Source organism: Nitratireductor aquimarinus (genome assembly GCF_017255295.1).
Classification (GTDB): Bacteria; Pseudomonadota; Alphaproteobacteria; order Rhizobiales; family Rhizobiaceae; genus Nitratireductor; species Nitratireductor aquimarinus.
On the sequence record NZ_JAFKDE010000002.1, the window covers coordinates 56,517 to 72,387 of the forward strand.

General features: G+C 63.6%; 15 protein-coding genes. 12 read left to right on the forward strand and 3 right to left on the reverse strand.

Going from position 1 to position 15,871, the window contains the following annotated elements:
* Positions 1–38: 38 nt before the first annotated feature.
* Genes JYP46_RS00455 through JYP46_RS00480 form a run of 6 tightly spaced genes read left to right on the forward strand, consistent with a single transcriptional unit; the run spans position 39 to position 6,058 of the window.
* The gene (locus JYP46_RS00455; protein ID WP_206546921.1) at positions 39–1,583 is read left to right on the forward strand and encodes a multicopper oxidase family protein; all 1,545 of its coding nucleotides are present in this window, start codon (positions 39–41) and stop codon (positions 1,581–1,583) included.
* Entirely contained in the window at positions 1,564–1,869 is a 306-nt protein-coding gene (locus tag JYP46_RS00460) for a c-type cytochrome (protein WP_206544572.1), read from the forward strand. Before JYP46_RS00455 ends, JYP46_RS00460 begins: the two co-directional genes overlap by 20 nt.
* The gene (locus tag JYP46_RS00465) at positions 1,851–2,546 is read left to right on the forward strand and encodes a phytochelatin synthase family protein (RefSeq protein WP_113154121.1); all 696 of its coding nucleotides are present in this window, start codon (positions 1,851–1,853) and stop codon (positions 2,544–2,546) included. Before JYP46_RS00460 ends, JYP46_RS00465 begins: the two co-directional genes overlap by 19 nt.
* Entirely contained in the window at positions 2,543–3,025 is a 483-nt protein-coding gene (locus JYP46_RS00470; RefSeq protein ID WP_206546922.1) for a hypothetical protein, read from the forward strand. Before JYP46_RS00465 ends, JYP46_RS00470 begins: the two co-directional genes overlap by 4 nt.
* Positions 3,022–4,629 carry a GMC oxidoreductase gene (locus JYP46_RS00475; protein ID WP_206546923.1) on the forward strand — a complete coding sequence of 536 codons (1,608 nt, stop codon included), beginning with the start codon at positions 3,022–3,024 and terminating at the stop codon, positions 4,627–4,629. The genes JYP46_RS00470 and JYP46_RS00475 overlap by 4 nt, the downstream gene beginning before the upstream one ends.
* A 7-nt stretch (positions 4,630–4,636) precedes the next feature.
* The gene (locus JYP46_RS00480) at positions 4,637–6,058 is read left to right on the forward strand and encodes a hypothetical protein (RefSeq protein WP_206546924.1); all 1,422 of its coding nucleotides are present in this window, start codon (positions 4,637–4,639) and stop codon (positions 6,056–6,058) included.
* 18 nt (positions 6,059–6,076) lie between these two features.
* Here JYP46_RS00480 and JYP46_RS00485 read toward each other — a convergent pair whose 3' ends face one another.
* Genes JYP46_RS00485 through JYP46_RS00495 form a run of 3 tightly spaced genes read right to left on the reverse strand, consistent with a single transcriptional unit; the run spans position 6,077 to position 9,603 of the window.
* Complete coding sequence (locus JYP46_RS00485; protein WP_206546925.1) at positions 6,077–7,393, reverse strand: aspartate aminotransferase family protein; 1,317 nt, start codon at positions 7,391–7,393, stop codon at positions 6,077–6,079.
* A 52-nt stretch (positions 7,394–7,445) separates the two neighbouring features.
* Complete coding sequence (locus JYP46_RS00490; protein WP_236042069.1) at positions 7,446–8,759, reverse strand: glutamine synthetase family protein; 1,314 nt, start codon at positions 8,757–8,759, stop codon at positions 7,446–7,448.
* Complete coding sequence (locus JYP46_RS00495) at positions 8,749–9,603, reverse strand: MurR/RpiR family transcriptional regulator (protein WP_113154127.1); 855 nt, start codon at positions 9,601–9,603, stop codon at positions 8,749–8,751. The genes JYP46_RS00490 and JYP46_RS00495 overlap by 11 nt, the downstream gene beginning before the upstream one ends.
* A 117-nt stretch (positions 9,604–9,720) precedes the next feature.
* Here JYP46_RS00495 and JYP46_RS00500 point away from each other — a divergent pair, with 117 nt between their 5' ends.
* The 6 genes from JYP46_RS00500 to JYP46_RS00525 are packed head-to-tail and all read left to right on the forward strand — an operon-like array spanning position 9,721 to position 15,741.
* Positions 9,721–11,502, forward strand: coding sequence for a branched-chain amino acid ABC transporter ATP-binding protein/permease (locus tag JYP46_RS00500; RefSeq protein WP_206544577.1), 1,782 nt, complete (start codon positions 9,721–9,723; stop codon positions 11,500–11,502).
* A gap of 35 nt (positions 11,503–11,537) precedes the next feature.
* A complete protein-coding gene (locus JYP46_RS00505; protein WP_113154129.1) occupies positions 11,538–12,692 on the forward strand; it encodes an ABC transporter substrate-binding protein in 1,155 nt (384 codons plus the stop codon).
* A gap of 19 nt (positions 12,693–12,711) precedes the next feature.
* The gene (locus JYP46_RS00510; protein WP_204360890.1) at positions 12,712–13,419 is read left to right on the forward strand and encodes an ABC transporter ATP-binding protein; all 708 of its coding nucleotides are present in this window, start codon (positions 12,712–12,714) and stop codon (positions 13,417–13,419) included.
* Positions 13,419–14,312, forward strand: coding sequence for a branched-chain amino acid ABC transporter permease (locus JYP46_RS00515; RefSeq protein WP_113154131.1), 894 nt, complete (start codon positions 13,419–13,421; stop codon positions 14,310–14,312). Before JYP46_RS00510 ends, JYP46_RS00515 begins: the two co-directional genes overlap by 1 nt.
* The gene (locus JYP46_RS00520; protein WP_113154132.1) at positions 14,309–15,103 is read left to right on the forward strand and encodes an N-formylglutamate amidohydrolase; all 795 of its coding nucleotides are present in this window, start codon (positions 14,309–14,311) and stop codon (positions 15,101–15,103) included. The genes JYP46_RS00515 and JYP46_RS00520 overlap by 4 nt, the downstream gene beginning before the upstream one ends.
* Positions 15,094–15,741 (forward strand): cysteine hydrolase family protein, encoded by a 648-nt coding sequence (locus tag JYP46_RS00525; RefSeq protein WP_206546927.1) that lies wholly within the window; start codon positions 15,094–15,096, stop codon positions 15,739–15,741. The genes JYP46_RS00520 and JYP46_RS00525 overlap by 10 nt, the downstream gene beginning before the upstream one ends.
* Positions 15,742–15,871: the final 130 nt, after the last annotated feature.

A 15,871-nucleotide genomic window follows, 5' to 3' on the forward strand; every position in this document is an offset into this window, starting at 1 on the left:
AACATACGAACTGATTGAAGCAAGGCAGGATGTTGCACATGCAGATGAACCGGCGTGCCCTCCTTTTCGGTTCCACGGCTCTGGCGACCGTGGCGGCGCTGGCCGTGTTGCGGCCGGACCATGCGGCAGTGGCCGAGGGCAAGGACGATCCGCGGCTCGTGCCGGCGCGCTCGCCGCTCGGCATGGAAGGCGATCTGAAGAACCCGCGCGAAATCCACTCCATTGACGGGCGATTCCAGACGGACTTGACGATGAAGATCACCCGTCAGGATCTGCCTTATGCGAGCGCGGAGCTCAGGCTTTATGAAGGGGAGATCCCGGGACCGACCTTTCGTGTGTCGCCGGGCGACGAGATGGAGATCGCGCTCCATAACCGGATGCCGCCCAACCGCGACCACGACCCGGTGACCAACACGCCGAACCAGTTCAACTCGACCAATCTGCATTTCCACGGTTTCCATGTGAGCCCCAAGGGCAACAGCGACAACGTCTATCTGCAGATCAATCCGGGCGAGAGCTTCAACTATCTGGTTCAGCTTCCGGAGGATCATCCGGCGGGCAATTACTGGTATCACCCGCACAGGCATGGCTCGGTGGCGGTGCAGGTGGCTTCGGGCTGCGGCGGCATGATGATCGTGCGCGGCACGCTGGATGACGTGCCGGAGGTGGCTGAAGCCATCGAGCGCGTGATGGTGTTCCAGTGCCCGGTGGTGGATCCGACAAGCGGCGAGCTCGACAGCTTTGACACGATCTGGAACCTGGATTCGGAACGCTACTGGCTGGTGAATGGCGAATATCAGCCGCGCATCTATATGCGCGAAGGCGAGGTGCAGCACTGGCGCTGGCTGAATGCGGGCGATGAGCAGTTCCTGCCGATGACGCTGGACGGTCTGGACCTGTTCGAGATCGGTTTCGACGGCAACCCTTATGATTTCGCGCGGAAAACCGACCGCATCTTCATCGCGCCGGGCAACAGGTCGAACGTGATGGTGCGGGCACCTAAAGTGGGCGTCTACGAGCTGATCCGCCCTGCCTTCTCGCAGGGCAAGACGGCGCTTCCGGAAGTGCGCATGGCGCAGGTCGTGGTGCTGCCGGCGGATACGGACCGGATCGGGCCGGACGTGAAGATGGGCACGCGCATTCCCGAGGAAGAGCTGCCCGACAACAAGATCCTGACCGACATCACCGATGAGGAAATCTCAAAACGCCAGCAGATCGTGCTCGGCGTGACCGACACGCCCGGCATGTACAAGGACACGGTGTTCACGCTCAACGGAAAGCCGTTCGATCCCTCGCGCGACGACATCGTGGCCAGTCTGGGGACGGCGGAAGAGTGGGAGTTCGTCAACACGACCCCGTTCCCGCACCCGATCCATGTGCATGTGAACCCGATGCAGGTGACGCACATCAATGGCGAGGAGCTGGCTTACAAGCACTGGCAGGACACGATCGCCGTGCCGGCTGCGGGGTCGGCCACGGTGCGCATGCGCTTCACCGAGTTCGACGGCCGCTTCGTCATGCACTGCCATATCCTTCCACACGAAGACCTGGGGATGATGCTCAATGTCAATATCAAGGCTTAGCCTCGCAGCACTGCTCCTGATGCCGTTCGCTGCCCAGGCGCAGGACAACAACGCCGTTCCGAAACAGGCGTCGGGCTGCGTCTCGTGTCATTCGGCGGATGGAAATCCGCTGGTGGAAGGGGTGCCGATCCTTTCGGGCCAGCGGTCCGACTATCTGGAGGCCGCACTCAAGGCCTATCGCGAGGGCCGCCGCACCGGCGGGCCGGCCGATGTGATGCGCTTCTACACCAAGGAACTGAGCGACGAGGACATCAAGGAGATTTCGGAATGGTTCGCACAAAACTGATCGCGCTGGCCGTTGCCGCGCTCTGCGCAACGCCGACACTTGCCGCTGAGGATCTCCTCTACCTGACGAGCGAGCAGGGCGAGGAGCGCCTGCTCGACGCCGACCTCAACCGCGACTATTTCAGCCTCGCCACCTATGTGGAGAGCGAGCAGATCCTGACCTTCTGCGGGCCGGCGACCGTGGCGGCGGTGGCCAATGCGCTGGGCATTCCGCGGCCTTCGCCCGACCGGCTCTATCCGTGGACGCTGTTCACGCAGGACACGCTGTTCAACGAGGCCAACCAGAAGCTGAAACCCTATGCGATGGTGGAGCATGAGGGGCTGACGCTGGCGGAGCTCGACACGTTCATCGAGAACACGGGGCTTGCGGCGGAACACCATTTTGCCGACGAGACATCCGTTGATGAACTGCGCACGGCGATCCGGGAAACGCTTGAGGACCGCGATGCGCGCTTCATCGCAAACTATTCGCGCAAGGCGCTGCCCCAGGAAGGCGACGGGCACATTTCGCCCATCGGCGCTTATGACGAGGAGACCGACAGCGTTCTGATCCTCGATGTGGCGAAATACAAATATCCGCCGGTGTGGATCAGCGTCGAGAAGCTGCATGCGGCGATGATGATGGTGGACGAGGGGTCCAACCGCTCGCGCGGTTTCGTCAAGGTGTCGGTCCAGTGACGGGGCCGCGCCTTTCCCGCCGCGCCTTCCTGATCGGAAGCTGCTGCGCCATGGCGCTTACGCCCGTGGCGTCCGTGGCGCAGGCGGCGCGTCTGGGCTCCGCCTATGACGACACGGTCTGGGAGGGGCTGGTCTCGGCCATTGCTGGCCCGGTGAAGACGCCGCAGATCCTGCGTGATGCGCTGAAGCGCGATTTCACCAAGACGTTCGGCGTGCCGGCGCGGCAGGATCTGGTGACCCATTTCGGCCGCGCGGGCATCGCCACGGTGCTTGATGCGCAGGAGGGGGACCGGGAAGAGCAGGTGCGCTGGATCGCCGCCTATCTGTTCACCGGCTCGGCCGACCCCGCCGATAAGGACGCGCCGATGATCAATTATCCATACGCGCTGGGATGGAAGTCGCTGAGCTTTGCCAAAGCGCCGGGCCTGTGCTCGGGGCCGGAGTTCGGCTATTGGCTCAATCCGTGGGAGGCAGCATGAGCGACCTGCACGCCGATATCGTGATCGTCGGGTCCGGCATGGCGGGGGCGCATCTTTCGCGCAGCCTCGCTGAAGCGGGACGCGACGTTCTTGTTCTGGAAGCCGGCGACAGCAAGCCGCGTTCGGAATATCTCGCCGATTTCTACGCCAATCCGGTGAAGGGTCCGCAGGCCCCCTATCCAAGCCAGGATTGGGCGCCGCACCCGACCGATACGGATTATGACGCGTTTTACGATCAGGCGGGGCCGGTGCGTTTCGTCGGTGCGTATCTGCGCATCTATGGCGGCACGACGTGGCACTGGACGGGCTTTGCCGACCGGTTGCGGCCCAATGACTTCAAGAGCGCCACGCTTTATGGCCGGGGCGCGGACTGGCCGATCACCTATGACGAGCTGATCCCCTATTACGAGCAGGCGGAAGCGCGCTGGGGTGTTTCGGGCGACCCGGACTTCACATGGGGCGCGCCGCGCAAGCCGGGCGAAGGCTACACGATGCCGCCCATTCCCGCCTCCTATATGGATTTACAGATTCAGAAGGCGCTGGATCAGATGGGGCTCACCTCCAAGCGCTTCTCGCATGCGCGCAACTCGGTGATCTTCGACAACCGGCCAGCCTGCTGCGGCAACAATACCTGCGTGCCGATCTGCCCCATCGGGGCGAAATACGACGCCTCGTTCGACATGGACAAGGCGGTGGCGGCTGGCGCACGCATTGAACTGCGCGCGCTTGTGACCTTCATTGAAATCGGGGCCGACCAGAAGGTCGTGTCGCTGACGATCCGCCGCCCGGACGGCGCGACGCAGAAGGTGACCGGCAATATCTTCGTTCTGGGCGGGCACGCCATCGAGAACCCGCGCCTCATGCTGAATTCCAAGCAGGAAACTGCGCCTGACGGGGTTGGCAACGCGCATGACCAGGTGGGGCGTTACCTCCTGTCGCAGTACAATATCGACGTGTCCGGCACGGTGACGGATCCGGTCTATCCCTATCGCGGGCCGCAGCAGACCTCCGGCATCATCGAGTATCGCGATGGCGATTTCCGCAAGGAATATGCGGCCTTCGGCACGTCGTTCATGAACAATGGCTGGAGCGGCAATTCGGATGCAGAGAAGCTCTCGCGTGAGCTGATCGGCAAGGGCATGCGCGGGGCGGAGCTGGTCAACACGCTCAACGCGCAGATTTCGCGCCATGTGCGGCTCAACTCCTCGGCGGAAACGCTGGGCGTGCCGGAGAACCGCGTTACGCTTTCCGACAAGATGGACACGTCCGGCGTGCCGCGCCCGCGCATCAACTTCACGGTCGATGATTACACGCAGGCTGGCATCACCGTGGCGCGGGAGGTGAACCAGAAGGTGCTCGGCCTGATGGGGGCGAAGGACATCAAGGAAGATACGCCCTATCTCTCCAACGCCATCATCGCCGGCACCACACGCATGGGAACCGACCCGAAGCGTTCGGTCGTGGGGCCGGATCTGAAGACGCACCAGCACCCGAACCTTTATATACTTGGCACCTCGACCCATGTGAGCGCGCCGGTCAACGCGCCGTCGCTGACCATCGCCGCCATGGGCATCCGGCTGGCCGAGCACCTGAACAAGGGCTGAAACCTGCATGAACAAGGCCGCGCTGCCGTTGCTGCTTCTCCTGGTGCTGCTCGGCAACGGGCTGCGTTCGGTGGTCAGCTCCACCGTGTTCGTCTCGGAAGGGACGTTTGCGAGCTTTCTGAAAATTTCCGTCAACAAGACCTCGGTGATCATCGAGCTGCTTCTGGGCGCGGTGCTTCTGTCGCTTCTGATCACGCCACGGCTGATCCAGCGCTTTCCGGCACGGCCGCTGGCGGCTGCGATGTGTCTCATCGCGGGGGTCTCCAGCCTTGGGCTGGCGGTGCTTTTCTGGGTTGCGCCGCCGGTCGCAACGCGTGAGGCGCTGGTGGTGGTGCTGTTTCCACTGATCGGCTTTTCGCTGGCGGCGCTCGCGCCCATTGCACAAATGATGACCGTGTGGGGCGGCGAGCGGCATTCCAAGCTTTTGACGGGTGTGTGGGCGGTGGCCATGCCGGCGGCGTTTCTGGTCACGCCGCAACTCGTCCGGGTGATTGCGCCGCGCTATGGGCTGGACATCTTCTTTGCCGGCTTCGCCATGGTGCCTTTCCTGCTGATGCTGGGCCTCTGGATGGTGCGCGAACCCGTGAAGGAAACGGCGGGCGAGGCAGGGGAAGAGAAGGCCGCCAGCTTCGCGCTTCTTCCGGTTCTTGCCGTGTTGATCACCTTCGAGGCGGTGACAACGCTGGTGTCGCTCTCGGGCATCAGTGCGCCGGAAACGCAGATTGCGGCCGGGTTGTTTGCGGCGAGCCTTGCCTATCTCATCGTGCGGGCACGGCGGGGAAGGGCTGCGGAACAGGCTCCGCGAGCGCCCGTGGAAGGGGCGACGCTTGGCGTGTTCGCCTTCCTCTTTTTCGTCAATGTGGCGACCACGGGCTTTTACGACACCGCCTATCTGGTGAAGCACATGTGCTCCAACACGCTGATCGCCGACCGGGCAACGATTGGCGCGCTGGCGCAGGTGGTAGCGGCCATGGGAGCGACGGCGATCCTGGCGCGCATGCCGATCCAGCGGGCGCTGATGCTCGCCGGCGCGGTGATCACGGCGGCGGGCCTCGGCTCCTATATGCTGTATTTCGGCTTTCCCTATTACGAGGTCTATCTGGGGTCGAAGGCGCTCACCGGTTTCGGCACGGGGCTGCTGACAACGGCTGCCGTTTTTGCGGTCACCGGCGCGGCCGGCAAGAACGCGCATCTGTCGCTCTTCATCGCCTTCGTGATCATCGTGGGAACGGAAGTGGGGCTGGAACTCTTCGAGATCCTGATACAGGTGATGGAGATGCTGAGCTTTGCGCCTGACGCGGTCTATTCCAGCGTTTTCGTGTTGCAGGCCGTTCTGGTGGTGGTGGCGATGCCGTTCCTTTTTGCGAAAGAGGCATCGCCCGACGCCATTGCGGCGGAAGGTGCGAAAAGCCCGACCGCGCAGCAATGAGCGCGGCGCGGGGACAAGCTACCAGCCGGCGAAGTGCTCCAGAAGCTGCGGGTCCACACGCCCGGCCTCCACATCGCCCAGCGCCTGGTCGAGAATGGCGATGCCGCGCAGCGCCTCGTCCTCGCTCATGGTGAGGGGCGGGGTGAACTCCAGAACATTGGAGTTGATGCCCACATAGTAGATGACGAGGCCGAGCTGGAAGGCGCGGTAGACGACAAGCGCGGTCTGCTCGATGGCCGGTGTGCGGGCGTTACTGTCGCTGACCAGCTCGACACCCAGCGCAAGACCGTGGCCGCGCACATTGCCGATGAGCTCGTGCTTTGCCTGCAGGTCACGCAGCGCCGTTAGCATCGTGTCGCCCACACGCGCCGCATTGGCGACGAGGTTTTCACGCTCGATCGTGTCGAGAACGGCGAGGCCCGCCGCCGCGCAGACGGGATTGCCGTGAAGCGTCTGGAAGGAGAAGGCGGAGGCGTGGTTCATGATCGCCTCGGGGCCTACCGCCGCCGATATGGGCAGGCCGCCGCCGAGCCCCTTGCCGAAGACAATGATGTCGGGCTCGATGTCACTGTGCTCGAAGGCGTGGAGCCGCCCGGTGCGTCCGAGCCCCACCTTCACCTCATCGCAGACCAGCAGAATGCCATGTTTGCGGCAGAGCGCCTGAATTTCCCGGAAATAGCCGGGCGGGGGCACCAGCATGCCGCCATCGGACTGGATCGGTTCGATGAAGAAGGCCGCCACTTCCTCCGGCGGGACGGTGGTGGCGAAAAGCTCTTCGAGATGCGCAAGTGCCGCGCTGGCGGCAGCCTCGGGGCTGCCGGCGGCGTAGGCATCGGGATAGGGAACGAGGCTCAGGCCCGATGCCTTGTCGATGCCGCCCTGCGCGGGGTGGCCGGAAATGGCCACCGACCCCACCGTGCCGCCATGATAAGCGCCCTTGAAGGACAGGATGCGTTTGCGGCCCGTCGCGGCGACCACGGCGCGGGCGACGGTCTCGTTGGCGTCCGAACCGGAATGGCCGAACCAGACACGGCCCGCGGCGCGCTCGGGCACGATGGAGAGCAGTTTCTCGGCCAGAAGAACGCAGGGCTCGTTGGCGGTGGAAAGGTAGCTCGCGCCCGCCTGATCGGTCAGCGCGCGGTTGACGGCTTCGGCAAGGGCCGGGTGGCCGTGGCCGAGGCTGGCCGCGCCCCACGAAGCGGCGAAATCGAGAAGGTCGCGCCCGTCATCGCCACGCAGGAGACTGCCCTTTCCGCCGGTCACGGCCTGCGGAAAGAAACGCAGATGGGCGAGCGTTGAAACGCTGCGGCTTTCGCGGTCGTACAGTCCGTTCATGCCTGCTTTCCCTGTTGTGTTTCCGTGTGTCGGGTGTTGCCCCCAAAGGCCGTCAGTAGACTGCCTTGTAACGGGCGCAGCGCTCCGCCTGATCGAGATCAGCCGTCTGGTCGATCTCGCCGCGCTTGTGCTTCACATAGGTTTCCACCGCCTCGCGGCCGAGCCACTGCGCGACCAGCCCGTTTGCCGAAAGCCGGTCAAGCGCCTCGTCGAGCGACTGCGGCAGGCGCACGAAGCCGCGCTTTGAAAGCGCGTCGGGGGAAAGGAGGGACAGGTCTTCTTCGGTGACCTGCGGGGCGGCGAGGCCTTCCTCGATGCCCTGTGCGCCCGCATGGGCGAGGGCGGCGAGCACCAGATAGGGGGAGGCTGCGGCATCGGCTGCGCGATACTCGAAATTGTACTGCTTTGCGGCGCTGTCGGGGCTGGCGCTCGTGACCGGGCAGATGCGCACGGCGGCCTCGCGGTCGTGATAGCCCAGATTGTTGAAGGCCGCGCTCCAGCGATGCGGCGTGAGGCGCAGATAGGAGATGGCAGAGGGCGCGGTGAGCGCGATGATGCTGTCCATGTATTTCAGGATGCCGGCGATGAAGGAGCCGGTCTTTTCCGACATGCCCCATTGCGCTTCGGGGTCGTAGGTGGCGGGGGCGCCCTTCTCGTCGATGAAGCTCATATGCACATGGACGCCATTGCCGACGCCGGCGGGATCGCAGATCGGCGCGAAGGTGACCGGGTGGCCCATGCGCTCGGCGACGAGGCGGGTGACGGCGCGCACCTTGATGGCCGTGTCGGCGGCGGTGACGCCGAGATCGGGACCGTTGGTGACCTCGAACTGGTCTGCGCCATACTCTTTCAGGAAGGTGTCGGGCTTGACGCCCGCCAGCTCCAGCGCGGCCATGACGGTTTCGCCGAAGGCGCGGTGATTGGCGAAGCTGGCAAGGCCGAAGGCTTCGCCGGGGCCGGGCGGCGTTTCGCGGGTCTGGAATTCATGCTCGAAAGCGGCGATGAGGCGGAGCCCCGAGACATCTTCGAGCCGCTTGAGGGCCTGTTTCAGGATCGAGCGCGTGCAGCAGCTCCAGGGCGTGCCTTCAAGGTCGAGAATGTCGCCCAGAACGAAGCGTTCGACCGGGCCGCCATCTTCCAGATCAAGCGTCACGGCGGTGTCTGCATCGGGAACGAGGATCAGGTCGCCGAAGGAGCCGAAGGGGCTGTCGGCGATGGCGTCGAAACAGGTGATCTGCACATTGGTGGGCGTCCAGCCGACACCCTGCCGGAAGCGCTTTTCCATTTCCTTCAGGGGGAACGCCTTGCCGCGCGTCACGCCGGAGAAGTCCGAAGTGGCGGCGAACATGAGAGGATTACTGATCATCGTCGCGTGCTCCATGATCGAAGCGGAGCGAGTCCCAGGCTTCGATGCGTTTGCGGGTTTTGTCCCAGTTGGTTTCGGCGATGCGGGTGAGCATGGCCTCCATCAGCACCATCGCGCCGGCGTAGCTGTCCCAGACAGTGCCGCTTTCGATGGGCGTGGCGAAAACTTCGTTGGCGTGGTTGGCGGCGGGTGACATCCACTTGTCGGTGAGGACGACGATCTGGACGCCGCTCTCTTCGCGGGCAAGGCGCGCCAGCTCTGAAAGCTTGCGCTGGTAGCGGCGGAAATCGACCACGAACAGCACGTCTTTCGAGCGCATGCGCAGCAGATATTCCGGCCACACTTCCGGGTCTGCCGGCAGGTGGAAGACGCCGCTTCTGACCTGGCGGAGATGGCGTGACACATAGAGCGCGATTGCATCGCTGATGCGTCCGCCGATGAGGTAGATGTTGCGCTTTTCATCGCCCAGAAGCGCACAGACGCGCTCGAACTGGGCGCTTGTCGTGGCCGATGCCGAGGCGGAAATGAGATTGACCGCGCGGGCCACGAAATCTTCCAGAAAGTCGCCCTGTATGGCGCGGTCGCCCACATGCAGATCCAGCGGCGAGCGGTTCGACTGCCGGATCTCGTCGATCAGATGACGCTGGAAATCCTGATAGCCGTGAAAGCCCAGTTTCGTGACGAAACGCGAGATGGATGGCGGAGACGTCTTGGTCTTCTTCGCCAGGTCCTGGATCGTGTCGAGGCCCGCATAGGGGTAGTCGAGCAACAGCGCGGTGCACAGCTTCCGTTCGGTCGCCGTGAGCTCGCTCGACAGGTTCTCCAACCGTTGTCTGACTTGCATTGATCTCCTCCAAGGCGAACAGACGATTTTGAAAATCATAAGTCAATATGAAAATTTTTGGTTGACTGTGAAAAAATAATATCAAAGCTAAAGGGCAGGGGAGCAAGAGGGGAGTTCATGTTCACGTCATCGCGCCAGCACTTCATTGCCGCCGCTCTCGCCATCGTTGTTCTGGCGGTGGCGGGCGTTGTGATCGCCGGTCTTTTCGGCGCTGCCGCTGAGCGCGTGCTCACGGTTTTCTTCATCTCGCTCATCGCCGTTACGGGCATTGGCGTCTACAGCGGAAACAGCGGTATCCTGAGTTTCGGCCATCTGGCCTTCATGGGCATCGGCGCTTATGTGTCGGGCCTTTTGACGCTGCCGGCGGGGCTGAAAATGGCGACGCTGCGCGGGCTGCCCGACTGGCTCGCGGCAACCGAACTCTCGCTTGTTCCGGCCATCATCGTCGCCGTTCTGGTAACGGCGATCATCGCGCTTCTGATCGGCATCGCCATCGGCCGGCTGGAAGGCTCGGCGGCGTCCATCGCAACGCTTGGCCTTCTGGTGATCGTGCATGGCGTGATCATCGGCTGGCGCGACGTGACGCGGGGCGCGCAGTCCTTCTTCGGCGTGCCGCGCGACACCACGCTTCTGGTGGCGGCGGTGGCCTGCGTGATCGCGCTGATCGCGGCGCGCTGGTATCGCGACTCCCTGTCTGGTCTGCGCCTGAGAGCCGGCCGCGAGAACGCGATTGCGGCCAAGGCCGTCGGCATCAACGTGCAGCGCGAGCGGCTCATCGCATGGGTTCTGAGCGCTGCAATCATGGCGCTTTCGGGCGCGCTGATCGCCCATTTTCTCGGTGCGTTCAGCCCCAAGAAATTCTACTTCCACGACACGTTCCTGCTTCTGGCGATGCTGATCGTCGGCGGCATGACGACGGTGACCGGTGCGATCTCCGGCACCATTCTGATCACGGTCATCACCGAGATCCTGCGGCGCTTTGAAAGCGGCATGAGCATTGGCGGTTTCGAACTGCCGGCGGTGTTCGGCACGACGCAGATCGGCATCGGCCTGCTCATCCTGTTCGCCATGTTCCGCATGTCGGAAGGCGTGATGGGGCTGAAGGAGTGGGAGGAGCGCGTCTTCCCCTACAAGCCGAAGCGCGGCAAGGCGGAGGCGCTTGCAAAACGCCACAGCGACGACCGGCTGAAGGTCGACCACGTGGCGATGCAGTTCGGTGGTCTGCGCGCGGTCGACGATGTGAGCATTGCCGTCAATCCGGGCGAGATTCTCGGCCTGATCGGGCCGAACGGCTCTGGCAAGACGACGCTCCTGAACATCATCTCCGGCGTGTTGAAACCGACCGAGGGCGATGTCGTTCTGGGTGACCGCTCGATCACCGGCGTGGCCCCGGAGAAGATCGCCGATTACGGCATTGCACGCACGTTCCAGAACATTCGCCTGTTCCCGACGCTGACCGTTTACCAGAACGTGCTTGCGGCAGCGCTTTCCACCCATGGCGGAAAGAATGCGGAAGAGCGCACGGGCGCGGCACTTGCGCGGCTGGGCATCGATGAACGCGCCGGCGAGGATGCGGGAACGCTGTCCTATGGCGAGCAGCGCCGGGTGGAAATTGCCCGGGCGCTGGCCTGTGAGCCGACGCTCCTGCTGCTCGATGAACCGGCTGCCGGCATGAACCGCGAAGAGACCGACGATCTGATCGACCGGCTGAAAGTGCTGTCGGCGGATCTGGGGCTCGGCGTGGTGCTGGTGGATCACGACCTCAAGCTGATCAACGAATTGTGCGACCGCATCGTCGTGCTCAACGAAGGCCGGCTCATCGCGGATGGCGCGCCAGCGGAAATCCGCGAAAATCCGGCGGTCATCGAAGCCTATCTGGGGCCGGGCAAGACCGCCTGATCGAAACGAACGAAAAAAGAAAAAAGGGAACTGACATGAACAAGCTGCTCATATCCACGCTTCTCGCCAGCGCCATGGCGCTTCCGGCGGCTGCCGAAACGCTGCGCGTTGGCGTCGCCACGGCGCAGACCGGTGCGCTCGCGCCGTTTGACACGCCGGTGATCGACGGCATTCACATCGCGGTCGACGAGATCAACGCTGCCGGCGGCATCGACGGCAAGATCAAGATCGAGCTTCTGGAAAAGGACGTGCGCTCCGACGCCGCGCAGACCTCCATCGCCACCCAGGAACTGGTGGATGAGGGCGTCTCCGTGATCGTGCTGCCGTGTGACGCCGACCCGTCGCTGGCCGCCATCGGCGTCGTGACCGATGCGCAGATCCCGGCGATCTCCACCTGCGCATCCTCGCCGACGCTGCCGCAGATCGGCGGCGACTACATGTTCGCCAACTTCCCCGGCGACAATGTGCAGGCGACCGTTTCGGCCAAATGGGCCTATGACGAGGGCCACCGCAGCGCCTACATCATCTATTCGCCCGACACGCAGTACACGACCATGCCGCTCTATTTCGCGGAAGTGTTCGAGAAGCTCGGCGGCAAGATGCTGGGCGAGGACACGCACACGATCGGCCAGCAGGATTTTTCAGCGATTGCAACGCGTATCGCGGCGCTCGACCCGCAACCCGATGTCATCATGACCTCGACCTATGAGCCGGACTTCCCCTCCATGCTGAAGGCGCTGCGCGCAGCCGGCGTGGAAAGCCAGATGATCGGTTCCGACGGCATCGACAGCCCGACCACTTTCTCGCTTGGCGCGGTGGCCGAAGGCCTCGTCTTCACCACGGCTGGTCACCCGACCGAGGGCAGCGAGCTGGAAGCCTTCAACAAGAAGTTCGAAGAGGTGAACGGCGAGGCCCCGCAGACCGTGTTCAACGCGGTTGGCTACGATCTGGTGAAGGTGCTGGAAGCGGCCGTGATCGCGGCAGACGGTTCCACCGATGCGAACACGCTGCGTGACGCCATTGCCAATCTGGAGAACGTGCAGGGCGCGACCAGCACGATCACCTACAAGGGCACCAACGGCATGCCGCTGCGCTCGGTGAGCCTGATCCGCGTCAAGGACGGTGAGCGTGAGCTTATCGGCCAGCCGACGCCGGATGCTTCGCTCATCCCCGAACCCCGCGTTCAGTGAGGTAGGGCACGTGTCTGCGCTGTTGTCCGTCCAGTCACTCCAGGTGCAATACGGCGCCGTTCAGGCGGTGCGCGGTATCGACCTGGATGTGCATGAAGGTGAAATCATCGCGCTTCTGGGCGCCAATGGCGCGGGCAAGTCCTCCACGCTCAACGCGCTGGTCGGCCTTGCGCCGGCGAGCGGGGGCAAGATTGTCTTTTCGGGGCAGGACGTGACCGGCAGCGCGCCGGAGCGTTTCACCTCGCTGGGCATGACGCTGTCGCCCGAGGGGCGGCGCGTCTTCGGCACGCTGAGCGTGCAGGAGAACCTGCTCATGGGCGCTTATTCGATGCGGGACAAGGCGGCGGTGAAAGCCGCCTGGGAGCGGGTCTTCGATCTGTTCCCGATCCTGCAGGAGCGCCGTGAGCAGTTTGCTGGAACGCTGTCAGGCGGCCAGCAGCAGATGCTGGCCGTTGGCCGCGCGTTGATGAGCAATCCGCGTCTTCTATTGCTTGACGAACCGTCGCTGGGGCTCGCGCCGAAGATTGTCGAGCAGATTTTCGAGTTGATCACCGTTCTGCGCAAGCAGGGCGTGACGCTGATGGTCGTCGAACAGAATGTGTCGATGGCGCTCGAAATCGCGGATCGTGGATACGTGATGGCCAGCGGCCGCATCGCTGCTTCCGGCACCGCTGCGGAACTGCGCGATTCCGAAACGCTGCAAGCTGCCTATCTGGGGGCCGAGTAATGGATCTGTTTCTACAGCAAACCGTCAATGCCTTTGCATTGGGCGGTACCTATGCGCTGCTGGCGCTGGGCCTTGCCATGGTCTTCTCGACCATGGGGCTGATCAACTTCGCCCATGGCGAGCTGATGACCATCGCCGGCTATATTCTGATGGCCTGCGGGCTGGCCGGCGTTCCGTTCGCCTTCTCCATTCTGCTGGCGATTGCGGCGGCGGTGCTGGCCGCCGTGGTGATGGAGCGCATTGCCTTCCGGCCGGTCAGAAACGCCTCCGGCGCGACCATGCTGGTAACCAGTTTCGCGGTCTCGATGATCCTGCAGGTTCTGTTCCAGAACTTCATCTCCGCCCGCTCGCAGGCCGTTCTGGTGCCGGAAATCCTGTCTGAAAGCGTGCGCTTCGGCGGGCTGGTGATCGGCGTCAACAAGATTGCGGCCATCGCCACCACCATCGTCATGCTGATCTTCCTCGACCGCTTCATGAAGCATCACCGCATCGGCATCGCCATGCGGGCGGCAGCCGAGGATTTCTCGGTGGCGCGCCTCATGGGCATCCGCGCCAACACGGTGATTGCCGGCGCGTTCGCGCTGTCGGGCTTCCTGGCCGGCGTTGCCGCCGTGCTGTGGGTGAGCCAGCGCGCTTCGGTCGATCCGCTGATGGGCTTCACGCCCGTTCTCAAGGCCTTCATCGCGGCCATTCTGGGCGGCCTCGGCTCGCTGCGCGGTGCGGTGGCCGGCGGTTTCCTTCTGGGCTTCATCGAGATCTACCTGGCTGCCTACCTGCCTGCCGGCATGCAGGAGTTCCGTGATCCGATCGCCCTTTGCCTGGTCGTTCTCGTGCTGATCTTCCGCCCGAACGGCCTTATCCCCTCGCCAGCCCTCAAGGCGGAGAAAGTATGAGCCTTCACACATCTGTCGGAGAGAGCGGTCGGCTTCTGTCGTCGCTCGACCCGAACCCGGTCACCATCATCAATCAGGAAAGCAGCTTCCCGGTGCTGCTGGTCTGCGAGCATGCGGGCAAGACGGTGCCGGCAGCCCTGAACGGGCTCGGCCTTTCGGACGATGCGCGCGAGGCGCATATCGGCTGGGACATCGGTGCGGCCGCCGTTACGAGGCTGATGGCCGAACAGCTCGGCGCGCCGGCAGTGTTTCAGAGCTACAGCCGGCTGGTGATCGACTGCAACCGCCCGCCGGAAGCGCCCGACGCGATGCCGGAGGTAAGCGATGGCGTGATCGTGCCGGGCAACCGCTCCTTGAGCGATGAGGCGCGCGCCCACCGCACGCGCGAGATTTTCGAGCCGTTCAATGCGGCGGTGACGATGATGCGCGAAGCGCCGCACTGCCGGGCGATCCTGTCGATCCACAGTTTCAACCCGCAGCTTCAGGATGGCGTGCCGCGCCCCTGGGAAATCAGCTTTCTCTATCGCAAGGACGTGCGCACTTCCGAGCGCCTGCGCCAGCTCGTTCTGGAAAACGCGCCGGACATGACGGTGGGCATGAACGAGCCCTACACGATTGACGACGAGTCGGACTGGTTCGTGCCGCGCCATGGCGAGCTGAGCGGTCTGCCGCACAGCCTGATTGAAATTCGCAACGATCTCATCTCAGATGCCGTCGGACAGGCGCAGTGGGCAAAGCTCATGACCGCCGTCGTGCATCGCTTCGTAACGGAGTTACAGGAATGGAACTGACGCGCAACGTTCCCATCGAGCCGGGCCAGGCAGCGATCCTCTATGTGGATGTGCAGAATTTCAGCGCCCATAGGAAAGGGGCGGAATTCGCCGATCTCGACGAGAAGACGTTTGAGGAAAAATACCGCTGGTATTTCGACCGGCTCGACGCAGACGTGATCCCGCGCATGCAGGAGCTGCAGGCGGCCTGCCGCAGCGCCGGCGTGGAGGTGATGTACACCACCATCGAAAGCCTGACGCTGGACGGGCGCGACCGCAGCCTCGACTACAAGATCACCGGCTTCAACGTGGCCAAGGGCTCCTGGGACGGCAAGGTGATCGACCAGATCGCGCCGGGCGAAGACGAGATCGTCTTGCCGAAATCCTCTTCGTCGGTCTTCGTCTCGACCCATATCGACTACATTTTGCGCAATCTTGGCGTGAAGCAGCTCATCATCTGCGGGCTGATCACCGATCAGTGCGTGGAGAGCGCCATTCGCGACGCCTGCGATCTGGGCTATCTGGTGACGCAGGTGACGGATGCCTGCCTGACCTACAGCCAGGAGCGGCACGACAATTCGCTGCGCACCATCAAGGGCTATTGCCGGCAGGTGACGACGGCGGAGCTGATCGCGGAACTGCAGTCGAAAGCTGTGTGACGTTTCGCCCGGGCGGCTTGCGAACGGGGCCGCGTCGTGAAACGGATAGCGGCATCGGGCCGGGCAGGCATGGGTGGATGACAGGTCTGCCGCCCGGTCCAGATCGTTCCTGTGCGTCCGGGTGGATGCA